Origin of the sequence: Myxococcus xanthus (assembly GCF_006402735.1) — a bacterium.
Taxonomy (GTDB): Bacteria; Myxococcota; Myxococcia; order Myxococcales; family Myxococcaceae; genus Myxococcus; species Myxococcus xanthus_A.
In genome coordinates this window covers 5,436,773-5,459,320 of record NZ_CP017174.1, presented here as the reverse complement: position 1 = coordinate 5,459,320, position 22,548 = coordinate 5,436,773, and the positions used below count along the sequence as shown (strand labels likewise).

Sequence of the window (22,548 nt, the reverse complement as noted above, 5' to 3'; positions counted from 1 at the left end):
GCGGCGGTTACAGCCCGAAGCTGATGCGGTGACGGCGGCTCGGCGTGTCGGGCCGCTCCTCCAGTACACCGAGGAGCTCCAGTCCCCGCAGCGTGGCCAGCGTCTGCCGCTCCGGCAGGTCGGTGAGGGCGAGCAGGTCCTCCACCGTCTTGCTGCCGTCCGCATACGCCAGCACCAGGGCCTGGGCCCCTTCGAGCTTCAGCTCGTGCAGGCCGTAGGGCGCATCGGCGGTGGGGAACAGCCGGCGCGAGCGCGACATGTGCTGACGCAGCGTCACCAGCGTCTCCGTCTTCGCCACGCCCTCCAGCACCAGGTCACCGGGGAAGACGGACAGCTTCACCAGGTCCGTGCGGCGGGGGCGCATGGCACTGAAGCCGAAGCCGCCGTCCTTCCACGTGAAGGTGGACCAGATGATTTCCTTCACCTGCTCCACCAGCAGCTGCTTTCGCTGGGCCGCATCCATCAGGCCCATGCGCAGCAGGGCCTCGCCGGTGCGCAGGCCGTGCTCCTTCGCGAAGGCGGTGACCTCGGCGAGCCGGGCCTCGGGCAGCACTCCCTGGCGGATGCAGAAGCGGCCGAAGCGCTCGGCGGCGAGGTTGGACGCGGCGTACACGACGCGGCCAGACTCGAAGTAGACGACCTTGAGCACCTGGCCCTGCTGAAGCTTCAGCTCGCCGTGGTGGCGGGCCTCGTAATAGGCGTTGAGCAGCCGCGCGACGGTGGCGTCCCCCAGGACGCCGCCCAGGGACCACTCGGGCAGCGCGCGCTTGGGCGGCGGCGGAGTCGAAGGCGCGGTGCTTTCGCTCCAGACCTGCTCGCGCCTGCCGAAGGGCAGGGGGAGGGCGTGCTCCGCGTCCGCGGGCTCTGGCAACGGGTCCGTACTGGGGACGACCTGCAGGGGCTCGGCGGCGTCGCCGGACTCAGGGGGGAACTCTTCCAGCACGATGAGGTCCTCGGCATCGAGCAGCTCGTCCAGCAGCACGCTCTCCGCGATGGGCGGGGGAGCGCGGGGTTGAGGTGCAACGCCACCGGCCTGCTCCAGGGCCTCCATGACGGTGATGAGCTCGAACGGCTTCTCGAAGAAGGTCCGGGCGCCGTGGACCTGCACGGCCTCCTGGGCGAAACGGTCCCCTTTGTACACACCGCTGACGGCGATGGCGGGGATGCCATGGGCACGCAGCGCGGCCAGCACCTCGCTGCCCCGGATGTCCGGGAGCAGCAGGTCCACCAGGGCCGCGTCCCAGTGTTGTCCGGGGCCAAGGGACTCCAGCGCGGCCTCGCCAGTGGCCGCGGCCTTCGCGTCGTGTCCCCGGCTTTGCGCCAGGGCGACGATGAGGGAGGCCAACTCGTGGTTGTCTTCGACGATGAGCAGTCGCGCCATGGGCGCGCAGACCATAGCATCCACGTCATGGACGTTCAGGGCTTCCACCACGTGGCCATCCAGGCGCGGGACATCGAGTGTGTCACCGGCTTCTACAGAGACCTGCTGGGCTTTCCGGAGTTGACCCGTCATCTCCGCCCGGACGGCTCCCTGCGGAGCATCTGGGTGGGCGTGCCTGGGGGCGGCTTCCTGGCCATCGAGGCGGCGGACGGCGAGCTCGTCTCCACTCCCTTCCGCCATGAGGCGCCGGGCCTCCTGCTGCTGGCGTTCCGGATCTCGAAGGCTGCTCGAGCGGAGGTGGTCGACACCTTCACCCGCGCGGGTGTGCCGCTGGAACACGAGACGCGGTGGTCGGTGTACGTCCGGGACCCCGAAGGCAACCGCGTGGCGCTCAGTCATCACCCGGAGGACTAGGCGCACCGTCCCACGGGTGCGGGTGTGCTTGCGGAGCGGGACGGGGCACGGCTACAAGCGGCCCCATGCGCCTGGGTGAACAGCTCCTGAAGGATGGTCTCGTCACCGTCGAGGGACTCGAAGAAGCGCTCGAGGCCCAGGTGGTGCATGGCGGGCGGCTGGGAACGAACCTGGTGGAGCTGGGCCTGCTGTCGGAGGTGGACCTGGCGAAGACGCTGGGGAAGGTCCACAACAGCGCGTTCGCGTCCGGGGAGATGGTTCCGGACCCCAAGGCGATGGAGCTGGTCTCCTCGAACCACGCGGACGACAAGGAGTACCTGCCCATGCGGGTGGACGCGACGCGGCTGAGCATCGCCGTCGTGAACCCGCACGACTTCGCGACGCTGGACGGGATTGCCTTCAAGACGGGCAAGCGCGTGGTGGCGGTGGTCATCCCCGAGTTCCGGATGAACCAGCTGCTGCGCCGCTATTGCAAGGCGTTCCGGCCGCTGCGCGCCATTGACATGAACGCGGTGCGGCCTCGTCCCTCAGCGGGCTCGCAGGCCGAGCTGGCCAAGGCCGCGGAGACGCCGCCAGATTTGATGAGCGAGGAGGAGTTCCAGTCCGTCTACGCCTCCGCCCTGCGCGGTGGCGCCGACTACGACGGGGACATGGGCGAGGAGGAGATCATCACCGGCGTGGAGGTGCTGGAGGCCGCGCCCGAGCCGGTGGCGCCCGTGCCTCCGCCCGCGACGGTCCGGCCGCAGGCGCCCGTGGCTCCGCCGACGCCTCAGGCCATCGTCGTGCCGCCGCAGATGGTTCAGCCGCCTGTGCCGCCTCCGGCGCCCGAGCTGGGCGGCACGCCGCTCCCTGTGCAGGTGCCGCGCGCACCGGAGCCGCCGCCGACGCCGCTGACCTTCGCGGAAGCGCAGGCGGAGCTGGCGCGCAGCTCGGACCGCGAGGACGTGGCGCGCACGGTGCTGCGCTTCGCGCTGGGCAAGTGGAAGCGGAACCTGCTGCTGTCGGTGCAGGGCAGCCTCGTGACGGGCTGGCATGGCATGGGGACGGGCGTTCGCGACGCGGTGGTGCGCCGCATCGGCGTGCCGCTGCGGGAGCAGAGCACCTTCCGGCTCGTGCGGGACACGCGCTCGCACTACATCGGGCCCGTCCGCCGCGATGCGGCCATGGGCGTGTTCTACAAGCTGCTGGGTGATGGGTTCCCGAAGACGGCCGTCATCCTTCCGCTGCTGGTGCGCGGCAAGGTCGTGCACCTGCTCTACGTGGACAACGGCCCGGACCAGCTCACTCCGCCCGACGTGGGCGAGTTGCTCATCCTCTCGCAGAGCGTGGGCCGCTCGTACGAGGCGATGATGCGGCGCCGCAAGAGCGCGTAGGACGTCGCGCGCTCGTTGCGGAATGGCTTCAGGTGGACAGCTCCTCCACCTGGAACGTCATGCCCGCGCGGCGCAGCCGCTCCACCAGCCGCATGCCCATGGCGGAGGCCGGGGTGAGCACGCCGCCCGTGGTCGGATTGTCGTCGAAGGCGAGGCACAGCGCGGACTCGGCGAGCATCCGCGACGTGGCCGCGTAGCCCGGGTCTCCCTGCGCCGCGACCTTGCCTTTCAGCCGCACCTGCTTGCCGGTGTGGGGAGAGTTGCCTTCGCCGCGAAGCTGCGCGACGAAGAAGCCTTTCTCCCGGGCCTCCGGAGACGGGCCTTCACCCGGCGCGGGCAGGACCTTCTTCTCCAGCAGCGTGCGCAGGGGCTTCACCTGCATCGCGGCGACAACACCCCCCAGGCCCACGGTGACGCCCGTGGCGCGCAGCAGGCCCTTGGGCCCGGCGCCATAGCTGGCGACCTCCGTGTAACGGAAGCGCTCTCCCCAGGGGTGGCCGAGCAGCGCGTTGCTGCGCCGGACGACGCGCGTGTTCACGGTCGCCATGAAGAACGGGCCGGTCCACTGGCCCAGCTCCTGGCTGTAGTGGACGCCCAACTCGTCCTTGGACTCGGGCGGCCAGCGTCCTGGGACGGGGTCCAGCGCATGCGGGTGGGCCATGATTCGCCGCACCGAGCGGTCCGTCGAAGCTTCCTCCAGGGCCTGCACCATGCTGGCCGCCGTGCCGCCACTGGCGCCACCACGCATGGGGCCCATGTAGAGGCGAAGGGCGTCCAGGTGGCCGCCGTGGCGCTCCCGCATGTGTTCCTGCATCATCAACACTCCCAGGTCCGACGGAATCGAGTCGAAGCCACAGGTGTGGACGATGCGTGCGCCGCTCTGACGCGCCTGCTCGTGGTGGGCGTCAATCATCCGCCGCATCCACTGCACTTCACCCGTCAGGTCGCAGTAGCTGACGCCAGCCCGGACACACGCGGCGACGAGCTCGCTGCCGTAACGTGCGTAAGGGCCCACCGTGGTGCAGACCACGCGGGTGCGAGGGACCAGGGCATCCAGTGACGCGGCGTCGCGCGCGTCCGCGACGAGCAGCGGCAGCTCCGCGAAGGAGGGCGCAATCGCCGCCAGCCCCTGCCGGACCTTCTCCAGCTTGCCGAGGTCGCGCCCCGCCAGGGCCCACCGCGCGCGGTGGCTGTCCTGGGTCCTGGCGAGATATTCGGCGACCAGGCGCCCGGTGAAGCCGGTGGCGCCCCAGACGATGATGTCGAACTCCGTGGCGGGGGTGTTCATGGGCGCGGGAGTGTGGTCGCGCCCCGAAGGCACCGCAACCGCGGCGTGAAACGAGTGTTCACGCCGCGGAGATTGCCACCCCGGTTACTCCTCTTCGGGCTTCTCGAAGTTGACGTCGAAGGTGACGCGCTGGCCCGGCTCCACCTTGAACGTCTTCTGCCACCGGGAGCTGTTCACGATGACCAGGAGCTGGTGCGTGCCTTCGTACAGGTCCAGTTCCTCGATGGGCGCGGCACCGATGAGCCGGCCATCCACCGTGACGATGGCGCCCTCCGGGGCGCGTACGTTCGCGAAGCCCTTGTTGAGGAAGATCTGCTGCGAGGAACGGCCACCCGCTGGCACGGTGATGACCCGTGTCGTCTGGATGCCGAGCACCGGGTTGCTGAGCGTCAGCACGTGACGGCCCGCGGGCACGGCCGCGGAGACCGGTGTGCGGCCCAGGTACTGGCCAGGAATCGAGACCTCCACGCGCGGGTCCACGGTGACGTCGAGCGTGCCCATGGGAATGCCGGCGTCCACGGGGCCCGCATCCAGCGTCACGCCGGCGTCGACGGGCAGCGCGTCGGTGCTTCCCGCGTCCTCGAGCTCGGACTCGATGTTGGAGGGCAGCCGGCTGAGCACGACGGCCCCCGCGCCTACCGTGAGCGCCAGACCAACGCCCACGAAGGCCATCCAGGTGCGCGACTGCTTCTGCGCGGCGGGAGGCGTCGTGGAGGGCGCGTGTGCTCCCGTGCCCATCGTGCCGGTGGGCACAGCGGCTCCTGCTGAGGCCCCCGTGCCCGTGGCGCCGGGATGCGTCTGAGTACCCTCGCCGGACTGAGGTTGTGCGCCCGCGCCGGAGTGGGCCTGTGCGCCTGCACCAGCCTGCGCAGGGGCGCCCGCGCCGGACTGAGCCTGTGTGCCTGAGCCTGAAGGGGCCTGAGTGCCTGCACCGGACTGATGTTGTGTGCCCGCGCCGGAGTGGGCCTGTGCGCCTGCGCCAGCCTGAGACGGGCCACCAGTATTGGACTGAGTCTGTGCGCTTGAATGCGACTGAGCGCCCGCGCCGGACTGCGCCTGGCCACCTGCACCGGACTGAGTCTGTGCACCCGCGCCATTCTGCGCGTGGCTACCCGCACCGGACTGCGTCTGGGCCCCCGCCGAACCGGAGCCCGACTGCCCCGTGCTACCCGCAGCCGATGCCGCCTGCGTGTTGCCACCGGCCGCCGAGCCACTTCCAGCCTGCGCACCCGAACCATCGGACGCGCCCGAGGCATGCAACTGTCCCGGCAACTCCGGCCACTTCGCGGGCATCAATCCCGGGGGCAGGGCGCCGCGCGCGAGGAACTCCGCCACGGCGGGCGGAGCGATGCCGGCCTTCTGCATCACCTCGGCGATGCCCGCTTCAATCACCCGCCGCCGCGCCGCGCGAGCCTCGCTCTCGGGCGGGAAGTACTTCGACAGGAACTCCGAGAACTCCGCATGCGTGGGCAGCGAGCCGACGGCCTCGACCACGGCCTCGCGGAAGGCGAGCGCCGTCGGATACCGCTCCTTGGCCCGCTTCGCCGTCGCCCGGCGCAGCACCGCGTCCAGCTTCAGCGGCACATCCTGCGCCATGGGCGGCAGCGAGCGCGTGAGCACGGCCTTGTCCGGGTCCGCAGCATCCTTGAAGGGAATCTTCCCGGAGAGGCACTCGTGCAGCACGAGTCCCAGGAGGAACACGTCCGACTGGACGTTGACCGCATCGCGTCCACCGAGGAGTTGCTCGGGCGCGCTGTACAAACGCCGGTTCTTCACGCGCTTGCCACCGCGCTCACGCGGAGCCACGCCGAGCGCGCCGTAGCCCGTCACCTTCGTCAGACCACCGAAGGAAATCATCAGCGTCTCGGGCCGGACGTCACCGTGCACGAAGGGCGTGCCGTCGTCATTGCCGGCGACGTGCGCGTAGTGCAGACCCACGGCGGCATCCGCCACGACGAGCGCCGCGAAGTGCGGCGGCAGGCGGGGGTGGGCCTCCAGCAGGCGACGCAGGGGCTCGCCGTCGGCGAACTCGGTGACGCGGGCCAGGCCGCCGTCCTGCTCGGCCAGGGCGTGGACACGGAGGATGTGCGGATGCTCGAAGACGAGCGCGCGAGCTGTCTCGCGACGCAGGGTCGCCTTCAGCTCGGGGTTCTGCACGACATCTTGCGGTGCCCAGATGAGCACCACGGGACGGGGAGACGCGCCGTCCTCCAGGGCGAGTCCGAGGAAGGCACGTGAGCCTTCCCCGGCCAGCAGGGGACCAAGGGATTGGTAACGGACGGAACTCATGACACCGCATGTTAGTGCGAGTCACGCGGGTCCTGAAATACGGGGAGCCCGTCGCCTTTTCCCGACAGCTACAGCCGGTAGCCTGCTTCCTGCTCGAAGGGCAGCGTCACGTGGTAGCCGTAGCGCCCGCGCCGCACGAGCAACAGCACGCTACGTCCCCGTCGCGCGGTGAGCAGGGCCTCCCGGAAGGCGTCGTTCGTCGTCACGGGCTGGTTGTTCACTCGGAGGATGATGTCTCCGGGCTCCAGCCCGATGTCCGCAGCCGCCGAGCCCTGGCGCACGCCGGACACGGCCAGCCCGCCGCGAATCTCCTTCACACGGAGTCCCAGCCGCTCCCATGCCAGCCCCTCGACCATGCGAGCGGGGAACTCCACCGGCGTCACCTGGACGGTGCGCAGGCCGCCTTCGCGGAAGAGCACCACCGGGAAGGCGGAGCGGGCGGGGTAGCCGCGCACGCGGGTGTCGAAGTCCTCGGCGTCCTGGATGCGCGAGCCGCCCAGCTCCGCCACCACGTCCCCTCGCTTCACGCCGGCTTCGGCTGCCGGGCTACCGGCCTCCACCGCCGTCACCAGCGCGCCATAGGCCCGGTCCCACCCGAGCTGCCGGGCGACGCGGGGAGGCAGGTCGGCCGTATCGATGCCCACCCACGCCGGGCGCACCTTCCCGAAGCGGGTCAGCTCATCGACGATGCGGCGCACCTTGTCGGCCGGAATCGCGAAGCCGATACCCTGCGCGCCGCCGCCGAAGATGGCGGTGTTGATGCCGATGATTTCCCCATCCACGTTGAGCAGCGGGCCGCCCGAGTTGCCCGGGTTGATGGCGGCGTCCGTCTGCACGAAGTCGTTGTAGACGCGGTTGTCGGCGCGGAAGGTGCGGCCCACCGCGGAGACGACGCCCGCGGTGACGGTTTTACTGAGGCCAAATGGGCTGCCGATGGCGACCACCGTCTCGCCAATCATCAGGTCGGAGCTGGTGCCCAGCTTCGCGATGGGCAGGGCCTCCTTGGCGTTGACCTTGAGCACCGCCAGGTCGTTCGCCGCGTCGCTGCCGATGACCTCCGCGTCGAACGAGCGGCCATCCGCCAGGATGACGTGGATGGCGGACGCACCCCGGATGACGTGGTCATTGGTGACGATGATGCCGCTGGGGTCGATGATGGCGCCGCTGCCCAGGCCGGAGATTCTCTGGCGCTCCGGCTCCGCGCCCATGCCACCGAAGAACTCCTCCAGGGGAGAACGGCGTCCACGGAAGCGTGACTCCACCTCCTGCTCGGTGCCGATGTAGACGACGGCGGGGGAGACCTTCTGCACGACCTCGACGATGGCGTCACGTCGCCGCGCCATGTCCGCGCTCGCCGTGCCCGAGGTCAGCAGGGCCACCACCAGCAGGCTCCACCTCATGACTGCGTGCTTCATTCCAACCCTCCGTGCACCGCCAGGGATTGTCGGGCGAAGGACATTCTGACTGTCGGGAAGGCCGCAGCCTACCCGGGGCCCCCTGGATGCGGTGTCTCGCTCTTCATAAACCACTCCGGTCATCCATGAACGAATGCATCTCTGGGATGCACGTCCTCTCGGGGTGTCAGTACACCGTGGGAGTGGATTGTTATCCTGGCGGCGCGCAAGCAGTCGCAGCGTGCCGAGTCGAGGGAGTGGAAGCATGAGTCTCGTCCTGGTCGCGGACGATGAGCCGGCGGTGTTGGAGGTTCTCAGTCAAGTCGTGGAGGACCTGGGGCACGACGTCTTGAGAGCGCGGGATGGTGAGGAGGCGCTCGGCCTGGCGCGTGCCCGGCATCCTCAACTGGTGGTGACGGACCACATGATGCCGCGGCTGAGCGGCGTGGAGCTCTGTCGCCGGATGAAGCAGGAGGCACAGCTCAAGGACGTGCCCGTCATCCTCCTCAGCGCGGTGCTGCCCCAGGGCGCGCCCGAGGCGTTCGCCTTCCTCCACAAGCCCTTTGAAATCACCGACTTCGAATCGGTCATCCACAGGTCCCTGGCCGCCTCGCCGGAGCCTCGGATGGAGCACGCGGCGTCCCCCGTGGGCGCGCTGGGGCAGTGGGTGGCGCAGGCGCTCCAGGGCCCGCTCGACACGGCCCGCGAGCAGCTTCGCCGGCTGGAATGCACGCCCTCCGTGGACCGCGCGGCGCTGGACACGCTGGCCGCGCAGCTCCAGTCCATCGAAGCCGTGGGCCGTCACCTGCGCGAGCTGTCGTGGCTGTCCTCGGGCGAGGCGACGTTGAAGCGAATCGAGACGGACGTGGGCCAGCACCTGCGCGACGCGGTGGCGGCACATGGCGCACACGTCACGTTGGATGCCCCCGACGCGCCGGTCCACGCGCAGGTGGACCCGCCGCGCATCCGGCAGGTGTTCGACGTGCTGCTGGCGAACGCGGTCCGGCAGGGGGCCGCGGAGGTGGCGCTCGAGGTCTCTCAGACGCAGGTCACGGTGCGCGTGAAGGACGTGGGGCCGGGGCTGGCCGCGGAGGCGCTGGCCCACCTCTTCACGCCCTTCCGGACGGATGCGAAGGGCGTCTGCGGACCGGAGCTGTACGTGGCCTCGGAGCTGGTGCGCCTGCAGGGGGGCGCGCTGTCCGTCCAGTCACGGCCCGGCCAGGGCTCCACGTTCAGCTTGATGCTGCCGCGGAGCACCTGATGCGCGATGGCACCCCTCCAGGGGTGCTTCGCGTGACGAGACGTCAGGCCTGCTGCGACTTCAGCATCCAGCCAATCATCTTGTACAGGAGCCGGGCGCCGACGTTGCCGTCCCACTCGCCGCCCTCGGGGTCGGGGGCCACCTCGGTGAGGTCGAAGCCCACGATGGTACGCCCGGAGCGGACCACACCGGCGATGAGGGCCACTGCCTCGGAGAAGGACAGTCCACCGGGCACCGGGGTGCCCGTGTGGGGGCAGAGCACGGGGTCCAGCCCGTCGATGTCGAAGGACAGGTAGACCTGCTTCGGGAGCAGGGCGACCATCTCATCCACCTGCCGGTTCCAGGGCACGCCGTCGAAGCGCTTGTTCTGGAGGGCGGCGTCGAAGAAGCCGTGCACGCGGCCGTTGGAGTCCGCGATGTACTGGTGCTCCTCCGCGCTCATGTCGCGCAGGCCCACCTGGACCAGCGTCTTCACGCCGGGGATGCGCTCCGCGACGTTGTACATGATGGACGCGTGGGACCAGGTGAAGCCCTCGTAGGCCACGCGCAGGTCGGCGTGCGCGTCCAGGTGCAGCACGCCCATGCCAGGGTACTTCTCCGCGTGCGCGCGGATGATGCCGTAGGAGATGGAGTGGTCACCGCCCACCGCGGCCACGCGCTTGCCCTGGTCCAACCAGTGCTTGGTGGTGCGGTAGACGTGCTCGTTCATCTGGTCGCAGAGGACATTCACGTCCTGCGCGGCCTGAATCAGCGCGGCCTCGCCGGAGTGGATGCCACCGGCCTCGATGACGACCTGGGCGCGCTCCTTGGCGCGGGTGTTCCAGTCGCGCAGCTCCTGGGGCTCGGGGAGCATGGCGATGCCACGCTCGTAGGGGCGACCCGTCTCCACGTCGAAGAGGTCGACCTGCCGGCTGGCTTCCAGGACGGCGGTCGGCCCCTCGGACGTGCCACCGCCGTAACTGGTGGTGGCCTCGAAGGGAACGGGGATGAGGACGACGTGCGCCTCTTCCGGGGAGTGGGGGAGGCCGAACACGCCGGAGTCCGGCTGGGCGGCGGCGCTGGGGTCGAAGTGGGTAGCCATGGCGGCGCAGGATAAGGGCCCGGTGTCGGGGCGCAATGGTCTGTTACTTCTCGATGCGTTCCTTGACGTCGAAACGCCCGGCCAGCACCTGATGTTTCTCAATCACCAGCCGGTCCGCCGTCAGCACGCCCCGGACGTCCAGGCTGTAGTCGTTGTAGTAGGCGTCCACGACAGAGGCCTTGAGGTTCCCTCCGATGATGACGGGGCCCTCGGTCTGGAAGGTGTCGCATTCGAAGTCGCCGCCCACGAAGAGCTGGCACCCCTGGACGTTGGACGCCTTGCCCTTCACCGTCAGGTTCCCCGTCACCAGGAGCGACAGCACCTTCAGGGGGCCCTCCACCACCAGGTCGCCGTGGTGGACGAAGGGGTTCTTGGACACCTTCTTGAGCGTCTTGCTCGCGGGGGCCCGCGTGGACACCCGCCGGATGAGGTCGATGGTGGCGAAGACGAGCGGGGCGTTCGTGTTGCCGTGCTCCGAGATGCCGGCGTAGAGCTGGTCGATGGTGACCGAGTACTCCTCGACGAAGACGCTCTCCATGAACGCGCGGAGCTGCACCCACGTTCGAGGGCTGACCCCCGCGGGCGCATCCCCTGACAGGTATTGGGTGACGCGCTCCTCGGAGAGCTCCTTCATCTTCTTGGGCGGAGAGCCCCGCTGGTCCTTGGTCTTCTTCAGGAGCTCCACGAGCAGGGGGCCCACGTTCTTGCTGTGCCGCGAGGCGCGGGCGACGGAGAGCACCGACCTGCCACCCTCCGTCTTCAGCCGAGCGTCGATGCCCTGTTCGATGAAGAACCGCACGACGCGGTCGGAGCCAAACTCCGCGGCGCGGTGTATCGGGAACTCGTAGCTCGAGCCCGCCCGGATGTCGGCGCCGTACTCCATGAGCAACTGGATGACGTCGACGTTGTTCTGGGTGACGGCGATCATCATCGGCGAGTGCCCGTTGATGGTCTTGAAGTCCAGGCTGACGCCGCTGGCGAGCAGCGCCCGGATTTGAGCGACCACCTCGGCGTTCTTGCGCTCCGCCTTGGCCAGGCTCTGCCGGTACTCGGCCTCCGGCATTTCGACCCGGTGGTAGGTCTGGATGTAGTGGAGGTCGTCGATCTGCCGGATGCGCTTTTCGAGTTCCTGCTGCTGCTCCGTCATCGAATCCGTTCCTTCAGCGCGCGATGTGGATCACGCCCACCGCACCACCAGCTTGCCCACCGAGTCATTGCCCGCCATGCGCTCCAGCGCCTGCCGGATGTCCGCGCGCGGCACCACCGCGTCTACCACGGGCCGCAGCGCCCCCGAGCGGAACAGCGGCAACAGATGCCGCTCCGCGCTCTGCGCCAGCGCAATCTTCTCTTCGAGCGGACGGCTGCGCAGCACGGTGCCGGTGACACGCAGCCGCTTCGTCAGCACCGTGCCCAGGTTCACCTCGGTGGCCGCGCCCGCCACCAGCCCCACCAGCATCAGCCGCCCTCGGGGCGCCAGGGCGTTCAGCGTCTCCGGCACGTAGCTGCCGCCCACCAGGTCCAAGCACAGGTCCGCGCCCCGGCCGCCCGTCTCCTCGCGCACCGCGTCCGCGAAGCGCGGCGGCTGGGTGTCACAGATCACCGTGCGCGCCACGCCCCAGTCGGCCACGCGCGCCAGCTTCGCCGCGTTGCGGCCCGTACCCACCACGCGCGCGCCCATGGCCTGGCAGATGAGCGCCGCCGCCGAACCCACGCCACTGGCCACCGCGTGGACGAGCACCGTCTCACCGGGTTTGAGCTCTCCCTGGAGCACCACCGCGTCGAACGCGGTGAGGTACGCCTCCGGGATGGCCGCCGCGTCAGCGAAGTCCATGCCGTCGGGGATGGGTATCGCCTCGCGCTCGTGGGTGACGAGCAGCTCCGACCACGCGCCCCCGCCCACCAACCCCATGACGCGGTCGCCGGGCTGGAAGCGCCGTGCGCGCGGGCCCACGGCCACCACCTCGCCCGCGTACTCCAGGCCGGGAATGTCCGGCGGCACGTCTGGTGGGGCAGGGTAGTGACCACGAAGCTGCAGAAGGTCCGCCCGGTTGAGCGCGGAGGCCCGCACGCGGACCAGAACCTCCCCCGGGCCTGGGACGGGCTCGGGACGTTCTTCCTCGGCGAGGACCTCGGGGCCCCCAGGGCGGGTGATGCGAAGGACCTTCATGGCAGGCGCCTCCAATGGAATGGCGGGCACGAAACATCCTGGCTCGCGAGAGCGTCAACGCTTATCTAGAACACCGTCCATCATGAGCACCCTGACGTGTCCCATCTGCCAGAAGCCCGTTCCCCCGCGCACGGAGAACGCTGCTTTTCCCTTCTGCTCCAAGCGTTGCCGCGCCGTGGACCTTGGCCGGTGGCTGGGCGAGGAGTACCGCGTGCCCGACCGGCAGTCGGATGAGCAGGAAGACGAACTGCCCGCCGACAGCCACCCGGAACGCCAGCGCGGCGACGCATGAGCGGCTTCGTCGACCTGCACTGCCATCTGCTGCCCGGCGTGGATGACGGGGCACGCACGCTGGAAGACGCGCTGGAGATGGCGCGTGCGCTGGTCGACCTCGGCTTCTCCACCGTCGCCCCCAGTCCGCATGCGCGCCCCGAATACGCCCCCGTGGAGGTGGTGGACGCGCGCCGCGCGGAGCTGGCGGAGGCCCTGGAGCGCGAGCGCATCCCCCTGACGTTGGGGCGCAACGCGGAGAACGTGCTCGACGATGCCTTCCTTCGAGGACTCAGCACGCCCCAGGCTCGAAAGTTGGGCCCGGGCCGCTACGTGCTCGTGGAGCTGCCCTACACCGCGCCCGTCCCCGCGCTGCCGGACATCCTCTTCCGCATCCGCACCAAGGGCGTGGTGCCGCTGCTGGCGCATCCCGAGCGCTGCCTGGAGTTCGAGCGAAAGGGCCGCGCCGCGGAGGCCGTTCGAGCTGGGGCACTGTTGCAACTGGATGTCGGTGCGCTCATCGGCCGCTATGGCGGCACGGCGAAGAAGCTGTCCCGCGCCTTCCTGGATGACGGGCTCTACGCGGTGGGCGCCTCGGACCTGCACGGGCCCGTGGGGGCCCGGGACTGGGTGGGACGCTCGCTGGCGGAGCTGAGGAGCAGGGCAGGGGACGCGACCTTCGCCCGTCTCATGAGGGACAATCCCGCGATTTTGTTGGCCGGGGAGTCACTGGAGTCCGACTCGGACTGACGGTATACCCGGCCGCTGTGAAACGTGCCGTCAAACTCCTGGCCAGCCTCCTGGTCACCTTCCTCTTCATGTGGTGGGCCTTCCGGGACACGGACTGGGCCACGCAGCTGGCCAGCCTGAAGTCGGCCAACTACGCGTGGCTGGTGCCGTACTTCGGCTGCCTGTTGGCCATCCACGTCTTCCGCACCCTGCGCTGGGGCTGCCTTCTGTCGGGCCTGGAGCAGGTCCCGTTCCGAAAGCTGAACGAGGCGTCCGGCATCGGCTTCATGATGCTGCTGGTGCTGCCCTTCCGCCTGGGCGAGTTCGCGCGGCCCTTCCTCATCGCGCAGCGCAGTGGCATCCGCCGCAGCGCGGCCATGACGTCCGTGGTGCTGGAGCGCATCGTGGACGGCCTCTTCGTGGCGGCGATGCTGCGAGCGCTGCTCTTCTTCGTGCCCACGGAGACGCCGGAGATTCGCTACGTCAAGCTGGGCTCGTGGCTGATGTTCGCGGTGTTCGGCGGCGGTCTGGCGTTCCTCCTCTTCGGCCTCTGGCAGCAGCAGCGCACGGTGAAGCTCGTGCGCGCCACGGTGGGCCGGCTGGCGCCGCAGGTGGCGGACAAGGTGGCGGACATCGTCGACACCTTCGTGGGCGCCATGCGGCAGCTGCCGAAGGGGCGGCAGGTCGCGCTCTTCTTCCTCTACACGGCGCTGTACTGGGGCGTGAATGGCGCGGGGATGTCCATGCTGGCCAACGCCTTCGACTGCTCGGGCGCGGCGCCCGGCACCGTCTGCGAGCCCATGGACCTGACGCTCTTCCAGGCCTACGTCGTGCTGGGCGTGCTGGTGGTGGGCCTGATGATTCCCGCGGCGCCGGGGATGATGGGCACCTTCCAGGCGGCCACGAAGGTGGGCCTGAGCCTCTTCCTTCCAGCCGCCGCGGTGAACGCCAGCGGGCTGGCCTACGCCAACGTCATGTGGCTGTGCCAGACGGTGCAGCAGGTGGGCCTGGGCCTCATCCTGCTGTCCATGGGGCACCTGTCGTTCAAGGACATCGCCGGCAAGCTGGACGACAAGGACGGCGAGGCGGCGGCACCCTCCGCCTGACGCCGGGGCCGCATTCCGGCCCCAGATGTCGAACGCGGCTTCCTACGGGGTGGGCGACGCAGCCTGCTCCGTCTCGGCGGGAGCGGCTTCCGTCTTCGCGGGGGCGGTGTCGCCGCTCTTGCCCGTCACCACGCCCTTCACCTTCTCCATGGCGGCCTTCGGGTCGATGTTGCCCTTGAGGGTGCCGAACGGAGTGTCGATGACCTGCTCCCGCTTCTCCGAGGAGGCGTAGCCCTCTGGCGCGCACAGGGCCTTCGAGGTGTCGCGCACGGAGACGACGGGGGTGTTGATGGTGGTGGAGTCCTCGGACGTGGCCTTGGCGACGAGCTTGTCGTCGCGCATCAGCACGCAGCGGTCATCGCCGTAGTACCAGGCGGTGGAGTTGTCCGGGAACTCCTGTGCGCGCGTGGGCCCTGAGCCCATGGCATCGACGACCTGATGGGACGACATGCCCGGGTAGAGCTTGTCGAAGCCGGAGGTGGCACAGCCGGCGGCGGCGAGCGCGAGTGCGGCGCTGACAATCGGGAGACGCATGGGGTGTGGGGCTCCTTCCGAAAAGGAATCGCGGAGCCTACGCCGACGTCACGTCCGGCCTCCAATGGGGGGGCCGGACGCAGTGTGTCAGAGTTCCTGATCCAACCAGCGGACAATGGCCTCGCGAATCGAGGCCGGCCGCTCGGCGTCCAGGCGGGTACGAAGCATCCGGGCCGCGTCGGCGTCGCGCAGCATCGAAGCGGGCATCAGCTCACGCGTGCGAGGAAGAGACGCGCGGGACGCGACGGCGGCAGACCTCATGACTGGCCTTCCTCCTTGGGCGCGCCACGGCCGTACTTGCCCAGCAGGTCATCCACGGCCTCGCGCAGGTACTCGCTCTGGTGGATGCGGGTCCGCCGCGCCAGCTCGCGCAGCTTCTGGACCTGCTCCTCGGGGACCAGGACGTGGGTGGAGACGATGTCGGCGTCCGGGCCTCGGACGTCGACAGACACTTCCGTGGCCGCCGGGGACGACGGAGCCTCGGGGCTCAGGGGACTGGCGCTTCCATCCTGCATCGGACTTCCTCCGGGCGTGGCTGCTACAGGCCGCTACCTGCCTGTCCGCGGCATTAGGCGGGCGGACAGGCACGCCGTCAAAAAATGCGCCGGGGGCCAGGGGCCCGAGCTGTGCCGCACCTCGCGTTGACAGGGTCCTATCGCGCTGCTACTTCGCCGGTTGCCTTAGGGGAGTAGTTCACGCCAGCGGTGCTGGCGGCGGGAAGCTCGACACACTGGCTGGAAACAGCCCGGGCCCCCACCTCGTGATGTTCGCGAGACGAACGAGACCTTCGGACAGGGATTGTCGTTTCTTCCTGGCCGAGGTCCGTCGTGCGCGCGTGCTGCCCTGGCGTCTCCCACGAGTCTGAACCCCGGCCCTGTGGTTGCGAGGGAGTCGTCATGTTGGAAGCGCTCGTGGGTTCGTTCGTGTTGGTGGCCGCCAGTGAGATGGGGGACAAGACGCAGTTGCTCGCGTTCTCCCTGGCCACGCGGTTTCGCAAGCCGTGGCATGTGCTGGCGGGCATCTTCGTCGCCACCGTGGCCAATCATGCGCTGGCGTCCAGCGTGGGCAGTTGGGTGTCCACGCACGTGCCGGCGAAGTGGATGGCGCTGCTCCTGGCGGTGCTCTTCATCGGCTTCGGTTTGTGGACGCTCAAGCCGGACACGCTGGATGAAGACGGAGGCAAGCCGCCGCGCTTCGGGGCCTTCCTCACCACGGTGGTGCTCTTCTTCCTCGCGGAGATGGGAGACAAGACGCAACTGGCCACCATGGCGGTGGCGGCGCGCTATCAGGCGCCGTTGACGGTGACCTTGGGCACCACGGCCGGGATGATGTTGTCGGACGGCCTGGCCGTGTTCCTGGGGGACCGGCTCGCTGGGCGGGTGCAGATGAGTTGGGTGCGGTGGGCCGCCGCCAGCCTCTTCTTCATCTTCGGCGCCCTGTCGCTGTGGACGGCGCTCCGGATGTCCTGACGGCTGGGACGCGCAGTACGGATGTGTCGATGTGACGGAGAAGTGTATTGCGCTTCATCACGGGAAAAGCTCCCATGTGAGAGGTCCGGGATGACCCGGACCTTTCTTCAGGAGCTGGAATGCGTTCCCCCATTCGTTTCTCCGCGATGATTTTGATGAGCGCCCTCATGGGCGCGGGTTGCAACGGTGCCCAGCCGCAGGACCCGGCGGCCGAGGCCGAGGTGATTGCCGAGACGGCGGAAGTGAAGCAGGGCGCCGTGGGCGACGTGGTGCTGCGCTGTGACGAGTTCCAGGGCGGCACGCACCTGGAGGTCGTCCAGACGGCGACCGGCTTCGAGGCCGCGTACGTCTCCGAGGAGTACGACCCCTGGGATTGTCGCTGCACGTACACGAAGCGCGAGATTCTGGGGCAGTACAACCAGTGCCGCCGGTCCACGGTGGATCCGCGCATCATGAACTGCTTCCGCGTCGAGCCGAGCGGCTCGGTGGGCAAGGTGGTGCTGTCCACCACGCGCGTGCAGAAGACGCAGATGGTCATCGGCAGCAGCACGACGGTGAGCTACAGCGAGCTGAGCGTCGCGGCCATCAACCAGGACCCCGGCCAGACGCCGCGCCGTGACTACGTCTTCCCGCTGAGCGACTGCCAGTAGGCCGTACCCGGGCCGGGGAGCCGTCGAGCCCCGGCCTTTTTCGTAGGGGAGGCGATGATTCCGGGCGCGGAGGGGCGTCTCACTCGCAGGAGCCCATTCCCTGGAGGTCATCGTGGCAGCACAATCTTCCCCGCAGGACCTGGCACCGCGCAGTCCCCATGTCGTCGTGAGTCTGCCGACGCGGGACCTGGAGCGGGCCTTTCGCTTCTACCGAGAGGGGCTCGGCTTTCGCCTCGTCGTCGAGACGGCGGACGACGCGATGCCCGAGCCCGTCCACTTCACGCTCAACGCGGGCGTCAGCCTGATGCTCATCCCCACCGGAGGGTTCGGCTGGGTGGCGGGGGGCAACAAGGTCGCGGAGCAGGGCGTTTCGGAGTGCATCCTGAGTCTGTCCCTGGAGACGGAGGCGCAGATCGAGGGGCTCATCGCCAAGGCGCGGGAGGCTGGCGCTGAAGTTGCCGCCGAGCCGGGCAAGAAGCCCTGGGGCTACTCCGGGACGTTCAAGGACCCCGACGGCCACGTGTGGATGCTGGAGAAGGCGGGCTGAAAAGAAAAACCCCGGTGTCACCGTGAAGGTGACGCCGGGGTAGTGGCCAGGGTCAGACTTGAACTGACTACCTGCGGATTATGAGACCGCCGCTCTAACCAGGTGAGCTACCTGGCCGTAAGTGGGATGCAACCTACGGCTTTTACTGCGGAACTTCCACTGCCTTCCTACCTGCTCGCCCGGTGTCCGTGCAACAGCTTTGGCAACGGGGCGGGTACTTCGCGTTTCGGGGCGGCTCTATACCACATGGCTCGCGGCGGGCAATGGGGTCGATGCGGAGAGGGACCGGGGTCGTCACCTGGGCACCCCATGCCTTGCCACTGCCCCGGGGTGTTCGCCCCCCATCCCCGTGCCTGGGAGACGCTCCCTGGATAGACGTCAGGTTGCGGTGCGCCCGCGCCGCCCGCGCGCCAGGAGCACCCCCGCGAGCAACACGCCCAGCCCGAGCAGGCCCAGCCAGACGCGGCCCACCAGGTCCGCCGCCCGATCGAAGGTGTGGTCCACCCAGCCTCGCGCCAGTCCGTCCACCTGTTGAAGCGCTGCGATTCGCTCCGCGCGCAACGCTTCCATCAGCACCGTGCGTTCCCGGTCCACATCCCCCATGAGGGCCTGGCGCTCAGCGGAGACGAACGCCTGGAGGGCCATGCGTTCCTGTGTCAGCGCGGAAAGCACAGCGACTCGCTCACGCGACAACACGGCTGGAGCGCTGGCGGCCAGTCCTTCGAACTGGTTGAGGACGTCCACCGTGCGCTCCAATTCCCCCAGGGCGGTACCGAGGACAGGGAGGTCCGCCACGTCGCTGGCGGCGAGCTCCGCCTGCCATCGTACTTGTCGAGGGAGGCTGGAGGCATAGAGGTCCAGCCGCGTGGTGAGGTCTCGGGTGTCCTCCAGCAGCACCGCCGCCGCGCCCATCGGGCTGACGCGGGAGAGGGTGGAGATGGATGCCAGGAGCGGTGCGGTGGACTCGCGCGCGGTGAGGGGGCCGGTGAGGGGATGCTCGGCGGCCCATTGGTGGATGAGCGCGCGCGCTCGCGAGACATCCTCATGGCCGGAGAGGTCCACCCAAACCGCCGCGACCTCTGCTTCCATCTCCCCCAACTCGCGCCGGGCCCGAGGCACCAGGGCAGGCACGCTCGCGGCCCGCCGGGGAAGGGTGTCCTGGAGCTGGGCCAGCAGGGCCCAGGCATCCACCAGCCCCGCCACCGGGTCCGGCTGGAGCAGCGCGGTCTGGAGCATGGGGACTCCGTTGCTCTTGAACTCCAGCATGGCTCGGTGCACCTCCCGCGAGTCCGATCGCGCGGCGAGGTCGTCTGCCGCCGCCTCCAGCATTCCGGGCAGCCGGCGGGTCAGGTCCCTCATCCGGACTCGCAGCGCCGCGACGCTCAGGTCCGACCGGCCGATGTGTTCGAGCAAGGGGGAGCGGGGCGGCGCGGTGGCGCACGCCGCGAAGAGCAGGCCTAGCAATGCCGCGAGCGGGCGCCAGGGGAGAGCGGGGCACATGGGACAGCGGCCCAAGGTGTACATCCTCCCGTGGTCCAACAGTCACCCTGGAATGCCGGGGTTCCGTTTCGCCCCGGACTCAGGTGTGTGGTCCGGCGGAGGGCCCGCCAGCCCACGTCTGGGGCATTGGGCGAGTTCTCGCCACGCGCATTGCGAAGCGGCCCCAGCGTTCCCAGCGTGTCGCGGGAGAGGTATTCCATGTCCTTGCGGCCCGGCGGTCCAACGCGTCTCTCCCTTCCTGTCGTGGCCGTGCTGCTGCTTGGGTGGGTCCTCCCGCTAGCGGCGTTGGCACAAGCCTCGACGGCCGACCCGCTTCCCTCCTGGAATGAAGGGCCGGTGAAGCAGGCGCTCGTCGGCTTCGTCACCCGGGTCACGACGGAGGGGAGCCCGGACTTCGTTCCAGAGCGGGAGCGCATCGCCGTCTTCGATAACGACGGCACGCTCTGGCAAGAGAAGCCGGCGGTGGAGGGCGCCTTCCTCGTGAAGCGTGTCCGCGAGATGGCCGCGAAGGACCCGTCTCTCCGGCGGCGGCAGCCCTTCAAGGCCGTGCTTGAAGGGGACGTCGACACCTTGATGGACGGCGGCGAGAAGACGCTGATGGAGCTGGTCGCCGCCACCCACGCGGACATGACGCAGGAGGAGTTCCAGGCAGAGGTGCGCCAGTTCCTGAAGACCGCCCGCCATCCGAAGCTCGGCGTGCCGTACACGCAGCTCGCCTACCAGCCCATGCTCGAATTGCTCCGGTACCTGCGCGACCACGGCTTCCAGACGTGGATCAGCTCGGGTGGCGGCATCGACTTCATGCGTGTCTTCTCCGAGTCCCTGTATGGCATTCCTCCCCAGCAGGTCATCGGCAGCAGCCTGGAGGAGAAGTTCGAGACGCGCGACGGCCAGGCCGTGTTGTGGCGCGAACCCCGCGTGGACCACATCAACGACAAGGCCGGCAAGCCGGTGGGCAATGACCTCCACGTGGGCAGGTCTCCGGTGCTCGTCGCGGGCAACGTCCGCAGCGGCGGTGACATCGCCATGCTGAAGGCCTCGCGGCTGCGGCACGGGCCCTCCTTCCAGTTGCTCATCAATCACGACGACGCGCGGCGTGAGTTCGCCTATCAGGAGAAGGACGGCGCCTCGTTGCGGGCGGCGAGGGAGGGTGGGTGGACCGTCGTCAGTATGCGCGACGACTGGAAGACGGTGTTCGCCGCGCCTGCTCCTCCGCGATGAAGAGCCTGGGGGCGCATGCATGGCGGGAGGCGCGCACCGGGCCGGTGTGCGTACTACGGCTTCATTCGCTCCTCGGCGTATTGCTCGAATGAACGTGGCGCGTGGCCGGTCAGCAACTGAACCCCGTCCGTGGTCGTCGCGGTCCACTGCTCGCGCACAGCGGCGAAGAGCTCGGCGAGCATCTCTGCATACGGAGTGTCGAAGCCGGCATCGCGCATGCGCAGGATGAAGGCGCCTTCCGAGAGCGCGACGTATTCGAGCGGCCGGCCCGTCACGCGGGAGATGACGGCGGCCGCGTTGGCGAAGCTGAGCGCCTGGGGACCGGTGAGCGTGAAGGCCTGTCCGTCGAACTGCCGGGTCGTGAGTGCCGCCGCGGCGGCTTCCGCGATGTCGCGCGCGTCGATGAAGCTCGTCTCACCAGTACCCGCCGGGAGCGGGAGCTGTCCCGCGCGGATGTCATGGCTCCACATGAGGTGGAAGTTGTCGGAGAACCAGTTGGGCCGAAGGATGACGTAGGGAACGCCCGAACGCTCCAGTTGCAGTTCGACCTGTCGATACGGGTCCGCCTCGTTCGCCTCCACGCCCATGACGGACTGGAACACCACCTTCACGCCACGCTCGGCCGCCGCGCGGATGACGGGGCCCATGTATTCGATGACGTTCAGGCTGTCCGCAGGCATGAGGAGATAGGCTGCGTCCACTCCCTCCAGAATGGCGCCAAGCTTGCTGGGCTGGGAGAAGTCGAAGCGCACGGCCTCAGCGTCGGGACGGGCGGTGGCTTTGCGGGACAGTGCCCGGACCTGGTGCCCCTGCTTCACGAGGACATCAACCAGGAGCGAACCCACGGTACCGGTTGCTCCGAAGACTGCGATTCGTTGTGGTGTCATGGCAGTCACGGTACGGCGGTGATGCTCACCCCGGCAGTGGCTGTCTCAGTGAATCAACTTTAAGCTGCGCTTCAACATGGACGACCTGAAACGCATGGCGCTCTTCGCGGAGATCGCACGCGCGGGTTCGCTGAGCGCGGCGGCACGGCACCTCCGCATCAGCACCTCAGCGGTGAGTCAGCAGCTCCGAATCCTGGAGGAGTCCTTCGGCGTCATCCTGGTGCGGCGCTCAAACCGCAAATTGTCGCTCACGGATGCCGGTGCTCGGTTCGCCACCCACTGCCGTGAAATGGTGGAGGTGGCGGAGCGAGCCCGCGAGCAACTCTCGCTTGCCAGGGACACGCCCGCAGGCGAGCTGCGCATCTCCCTGCCGCTCGGATTGGCTCGCTACGTGGCGCCCGCGCTGGAGCCGCTGCTCGCCAGACACGCGTCTCTGAAACTTCGCCTCGAAGCGGATGATGGCCTGGTCGACCTCATTGATGAGCGCATCGACCTGGCGCTCCGGGCTGGCCGAATGGAGGACTCCTCCTGGGTAGCGCAGCCGCTCTGCCACGTTCACCTGGGACTCTGTGCAGCCCCGGGCTACCTGAAGAAGGCGGGGAGGCCACGCACGCTCGAGGACCTGCCTGAGCACGCGTGGCTCGCGGTCGTGGCGGACGGCCGGTCCCTGGTATTCGACCTCCAGGGCCCTTCCGGAACGAGCCGTACTGTCCGGGTGACGCCGCGGGTCTCCAGCAACAACCAGCTCACCCTCCACCAGATGTGTGCGGCGGGACTGGGCATCACGCGCTGCATCCTGGCGGACGTGGAAGACGAGCTGCGACAGGGACGGCTCGAAGTGCTCCTGCCCGAGTGGCGCCTCTCCCCCGTGCAGCTCTGGGCCGTCACGCCACGGCGCTCAGGACAGCCGGCCAAGGTGCGCCATGCCATCGACGCCATCCGCACGTACCTGCGGCAGCAGCCCGGCGTTTCCGCCTGATTCGTGGC

23 protein-coding genes and 1 tRNA gene are annotated in these 22,548 nt (G+C 69.1%); 11 read left to right on the top strand and 13 right to left on the bottom strand.

The features are described 5' to 3' along the window. Positions 1 to 7: 7 nt before the first annotated feature. Complete coding sequence (locus BHS09_RS22320; protein WP_140800739.1) at positions 8 to 1,396, bottom strand: DUF4388 domain-containing protein; 1,389 nt, start codon at positions 1,394 to 1,396, stop codon at positions 8 to 10. Positions 1,397 to 1,408: 12 nt separating this feature from the next. Between BHS09_RS22320 and BHS09_RS22315 the strand changes: the two genes are divergently transcribed. Together BHS09_RS22315 and BHS09_RS22310 are read left to right on the top strand one after the other, a co-directional pair. Further along, positions 1,409 to 1,795: a VOC family protein gene (locus BHS09_RS22315; RefSeq protein ID WP_140793033.1), complete on the top strand. Its 387-nt coding sequence runs from the start codon at positions 1,409 to 1,411 to the stop codon at positions 1,793 to 1,795. Between the two features lie 65 nt (positions 1,796 to 1,860). After that, positions 1,861 to 3,168 (top strand): GspE/PulE/PilB domain-containing protein, encoded by a 1,308-nt coding sequence (locus BHS09_RS22310; protein WP_140798893.1) that lies wholly within the window; start codon positions 1,861 to 1,863, stop codon positions 3,166 to 3,168. Between the two features lie 28 nt (positions 3,169 to 3,196). Here BHS09_RS22310 and BHS09_RS22305 read toward each other — a convergent pair whose 3' ends face one another. From BHS09_RS22305 to BHS09_RS22295, 3 genes are all read right to left on the bottom strand, one after another. After that, positions 3,197 to 4,456 (bottom strand): saccharopine dehydrogenase family protein, encoded by a 1,260-nt coding sequence (locus BHS09_RS22305; RefSeq protein ID WP_140798891.1) that lies wholly within the window; start codon positions 4,454 to 4,456, stop codon positions 3,197 to 3,199. A gap of 84 nt (positions 4,457 to 4,540) precedes the next feature. Continuing rightward, positions 4,541 to 6,745 (bottom strand): protein kinase domain-containing protein, encoded by a 2,205-nt coding sequence (locus BHS09_RS22300; protein WP_140793027.1) that lies wholly within the window; start codon positions 6,743 to 6,745, stop codon positions 4,541 to 4,543. A gap of 68 nt (positions 6,746 to 6,813) precedes the next feature. After that, positions 6,814 to 8,160, bottom strand: coding sequence for a trypsin-like peptidase domain-containing protein (locus BHS09_RS22295; protein WP_140793025.1), 1,347 nt, complete (start codon positions 8,158 to 8,160; stop codon positions 6,814 to 6,816). A 244-nt stretch (positions 8,161 to 8,404) separates the two neighbouring features. Here BHS09_RS22295 and BHS09_RS22290 point away from each other — a divergent pair, with 244 nt between their 5' ends. Further along, positions 8,405 to 9,400, top strand: coding sequence for an ATP-binding response regulator (locus BHS09_RS22290; RefSeq protein WP_140798889.1), 996 nt, complete (start codon positions 8,405 to 8,407; stop codon positions 9,398 to 9,400). A gap of 43 nt (positions 9,401 to 9,443) precedes the next feature. Here BHS09_RS22290 and speB read toward each other — a convergent pair whose 3' ends face one another. From speB to BHS09_RS22275, 3 genes are read right to left on the bottom strand one after another with little or no spacing between them, the layout of a single operon-like run. Beyond that, a complete protein-coding gene (speB, locus tag BHS09_RS22285) occupies positions 9,444 to 10,481 on the bottom strand; it encodes an agmatinase (protein ID WP_140798887.1) in 1,038 nt (345 codons plus the stop codon). Between the two features lie 43 nt (positions 10,482 to 10,524). Further along, complete coding sequence (locus tag BHS09_RS22280) at positions 10,525 to 11,628, bottom strand: ankyrin repeat domain-containing protein (protein ID WP_140798886.1); 1,104 nt, start codon at positions 11,626 to 11,628, stop codon at positions 10,525 to 10,527. A 30-nt stretch (positions 11,629 to 11,658) separates the two neighbouring features. Continuing rightward, positions 11,659 to 12,648 carry an NAD(P)H-quinone oxidoreductase gene (locus BHS09_RS22275; RefSeq protein WP_140798884.1) on the bottom strand — a complete coding sequence of 330 codons (990 nt, stop codon included), beginning with the start codon at positions 12,646 to 12,648 and terminating at the stop codon, positions 11,659 to 11,661. A gap of 82 nt (positions 12,649 to 12,730) precedes the next feature. Between BHS09_RS22275 and BHS09_RS22270 the strand changes: the two genes are divergently transcribed. From BHS09_RS22270 to BHS09_RS22260, 3 genes are read left to right on the top strand one after another with little or no spacing between them, the layout of a single operon-like run. Next, the gene (locus BHS09_RS22270; RefSeq protein ID WP_140793014.1) at positions 12,731 to 12,940 is read left to right on the top strand and encodes a DNA gyrase inhibitor YacG; all 210 of its coding nucleotides are present in this window, start codon (positions 12,731 to 12,733) and stop codon (positions 12,938 to 12,940) included. Further along, positions 12,937 to 13,668 carry a tyrosine-protein phosphatase gene (locus tag BHS09_RS22265; protein WP_140793012.1) on the top strand — a complete coding sequence of 244 codons (732 nt, stop codon included), beginning with the start codon at positions 12,937 to 12,939 and terminating at the stop codon, positions 13,666 to 13,668. Before BHS09_RS22270 ends, BHS09_RS22265 begins: the two co-directional genes overlap by 4 nt. A gap of 17 nt (positions 13,669 to 13,685) precedes the next feature. Then, the gene (locus BHS09_RS22260; protein ID WP_140793010.1) at positions 13,686 to 14,753 is read left to right on the top strand and encodes a lysylphosphatidylglycerol synthase transmembrane domain-containing protein; all 1,068 of its coding nucleotides are present in this window, start codon (positions 13,686 to 13,688) and stop codon (positions 14,751 to 14,753) included. Between the two features lie 42 nt (positions 14,754 to 14,795). On the opposite strand, the gene BHS09_RS22255 is transcribed toward BHS09_RS22260, so the two are convergent. The 3 genes from BHS09_RS22255 to BHS09_RS22250 all read right to left on the bottom strand — a co-directional run bounded on the left by BHS09_RS22255 (position 14,796) and on the right by BHS09_RS22250 (position 15,802). Then, positions 14,796 to 15,287: a hypothetical protein gene (locus tag BHS09_RS22255; RefSeq protein ID WP_140798882.1), complete on the bottom strand. Its 492-nt coding sequence runs from the start codon at positions 15,285 to 15,287 to the stop codon at positions 14,796 to 14,798. An 87-nt stretch (positions 15,288 to 15,374) separates the two neighbouring features. Next, entirely contained in the window at positions 15,375 to 15,548 is a 174-nt protein-coding gene (locus BHS09_RS38900; RefSeq protein ID WP_174258863.1) for a hypothetical protein, read from the bottom strand. Further along, positions 15,545 to 15,802 (bottom strand): ribbon-helix-helix domain-containing protein, encoded by a 258-nt coding sequence (locus BHS09_RS22250; protein WP_140793006.1) that lies wholly within the window; start codon positions 15,800 to 15,802, stop codon positions 15,545 to 15,547. Before BHS09_RS22250 ends, BHS09_RS38900 begins: the two co-directional genes overlap by 4 nt. Positions 15,803 to 16,183: 381 nt before the next feature. On the opposite strand from BHS09_RS22250, the gene BHS09_RS22245 reads away from it, so the two are divergent. The 3 genes from BHS09_RS22245 (at position 16,184) to BHS09_RS22235 (ending at position 17,953) form a co-directional block, all read left to right on the top strand. After that, a complete protein-coding gene (locus BHS09_RS22245) occupies positions 16,184 to 16,756 on the top strand; it encodes a TMEM165/GDT1 family protein (protein ID WP_140793004.1) in 573 nt (190 codons plus the stop codon). A gap of 119 nt (positions 16,757 to 16,875) precedes the next feature. Then, positions 16,876 to 17,406 (top strand): hypothetical protein, encoded by a 531-nt coding sequence (locus BHS09_RS22240; RefSeq protein WP_140798880.1) that lies wholly within the window; start codon positions 16,876 to 16,878, stop codon positions 17,404 to 17,406. 112 nt (positions 17,407 to 17,518) lie between these two features. After that, on the top strand, positions 17,519 to 17,953 hold the full coding sequence (locus BHS09_RS22235) for a VOC family protein (RefSeq protein ID WP_237079762.1): 435 nt from the start codon (positions 17,519 to 17,521) through the stop codon (positions 17,951 to 17,953). 43 nt (positions 17,954 to 17,996) lie between these two features. Here BHS09_RS22235 and BHS09_RS22230 read toward each other — a convergent pair. Both BHS09_RS22230 and BHS09_RS22225 read right to left on the bottom strand, forming a co-directional pair. After that, a tRNA-Ile gene (locus BHS09_RS22230) sits at positions 17,997 to 18,070 on the bottom strand. Between the two features lie 261 nt (positions 18,071 to 18,331). Next, on the bottom strand, positions 18,332 to 19,453 hold the full coding sequence (locus BHS09_RS22225; RefSeq protein WP_140798878.1) for a chemotaxis protein: 1,122 nt from the start codon (positions 19,451 to 19,453) through the stop codon (positions 18,332 to 18,334). 198 nt (positions 19,454 to 19,651) lie between these two features. Here BHS09_RS22225 and BHS09_RS22220 point away from each other — a divergent pair, with 198 nt between their 5' ends. Continuing rightward, positions 19,652 to 20,674 carry an HAD family hydrolase gene (locus BHS09_RS22220; protein WP_140798877.1) on the top strand — a complete coding sequence of 341 codons (1,023 nt, stop codon included), beginning with the start codon at positions 19,652 to 19,654 and terminating at the stop codon, positions 20,672 to 20,674. A gap of 53 nt (positions 20,675 to 20,727) precedes the next feature. On the opposite strand, the gene BHS09_RS22215 is transcribed toward BHS09_RS22220, so the two are convergent. Then, positions 20,728 to 21,561: an SDR family oxidoreductase gene (locus BHS09_RS22215; RefSeq protein ID WP_140798876.1), complete on the bottom strand. Its 834-nt coding sequence runs from the start codon at positions 21,559 to 21,561 to the stop codon at positions 20,728 to 20,730. A gap of 76 nt (positions 21,562 to 21,637) precedes the next feature. Here BHS09_RS22215 and BHS09_RS22210 point away from each other — a divergent pair, with 76 nt between their 5' ends. Then, positions 21,638 to 22,540: a LysR family transcriptional regulator gene (locus BHS09_RS22210; RefSeq protein WP_140798874.1), complete on the top strand. Its 903-nt coding sequence runs from the start codon at positions 21,638 to 21,640 to the stop codon at positions 22,538 to 22,540. The last annotated feature ends 8 nt before the right edge of the window (positions 22,541 to 22,548 follow it).

Coding starts and splice junctions, on each gene's coding strand:
- BHS09_RS22245 (WP_140793004.1), top strand. CDS start 16,184: ATGTTGGAAGCGCTCGTGGGTTCGTTCGTGTTGGTGGCCGCCAGTGAG.
- BHS09_RS22220 (WP_140798877.1), top strand. CDS start 19,652: ATGTCCTTGCGGCCCGGCGGTCCAACGCGTCTCTCCCTTCCTGTCGTG.
- BHS09_RS38900 (WP_174258863.1), bottom strand. CDS start 15,548: ATGAGGTCTGCCGCCGTCGCGTCCCGCGCGTCTCTTCCTCGCACGCGT.
- BHS09_RS22270 (WP_140793014.1), top strand. CDS start 12,731: ATGAGCACCCTGACGTGTCCCATCTGCCAGAAGCCCGTTCCCCCGCGC.
- BHS09_RS22225 (WP_140798878.1), bottom strand. CDS start 19,453: ATGTGCCCCGCTCTCCCCTGGCGCCCGCTCGCGGCATTGCTAGGCCTG.
- BHS09_RS22215 (WP_140798876.1), bottom strand. CDS start 21,561: ATGACACCACAACGAATCGCAGTCTTCGGAGCAACCGGTACCGTGGGT.
- BHS09_RS22210 (WP_140798874.1), top strand. CDS start 21,638: ATGGACGACCTGAAACGCATGGCGCTCTTCGCGGAGATCGCACGCGCG.
- BHS09_RS22280 (WP_140798886.1), bottom strand. CDS start 11,628: ATGACGGAGCAGCAGCAGGAACTCGAAAAGCGCATCCGGCAGATCGAC.
- BHS09_RS22290 (WP_140798889.1), top strand. CDS start 8,405: ATGAGTCTCGTCCTGGTCGCGGACGATGAGCCGGCGGTGTTGGAGGTT.
- BHS09_RS22300 (WP_140793027.1), bottom strand. CDS start 6,745: ATGAGTTCCGTCCGTTACCAATCCCTTGGTCCCCTGCTGGCCGGGGAA.
- speB (WP_140798887.1), bottom strand. CDS start 10,481: ATGGCTACCCACTTCGACCCCAGCGCCGCCGCCCAGCCGGACTCCGGC.
- BHS09_RS22250 (WP_140793006.1), bottom strand. CDS start 15,802: ATGCAGGATGGAAGCGCCAGTCCCCTGAGCCCCGAGGCTCCGTCGTCC.
- BHS09_RS22275 (WP_140798884.1), bottom strand. CDS start 12,648: ATGAAGGTCCTTCGCATCACCCGCCCTGGGGGCCCCGAGGTCCTCGCC.
- BHS09_RS22310 (WP_140798893.1), top strand. CDS start 1,861: ATGCGCCTGGGTGAACAGCTCCTGAAGGATGGTCTCGTCACCGTCGAG.
- BHS09_RS22315 (WP_140793033.1), top strand. CDS start 1,409: ATGGACGTTCAGGGCTTCCACCACGTGGCCATCCAGGCGCGGGACATC.
- BHS09_RS22305 (WP_140798891.1), bottom strand. CDS start 4,456: ATGAACACCCCCGCCACGGAGTTCGACATCATCGTCTGGGGCGCCACC.
- BHS09_RS22255 (WP_140798882.1), bottom strand. CDS start 15,287: ATGCGTCTCCCGATTGTCAGCGCCGCACTCGCGCTCGCCGCCGCCGGC.
- BHS09_RS22265 (WP_140793012.1), top strand. CDS start 12,937: ATGAGCGGCTTCGTCGACCTGCACTGCCATCTGCTGCCCGGCGTGGAT.
- BHS09_RS22320 (WP_140800739.1), bottom strand. CDS start 1,396: ATGGTCTGCGCGCCCATGGCGCGACTGCTCATCGTCGAAGACAACCAC.
- BHS09_RS22295 (WP_140793025.1), bottom strand. CDS start 8,160: ATGAAGCACGCAGTCATGAGGTGGAGCCTGCTGGTGGTGGCCCTGCTG.
- BHS09_RS22240 (WP_140798880.1), top strand. CDS start 16,876: ATGCGTTCCCCCATTCGTTTCTCCGCGATGATTTTGATGAGCGCCCTC.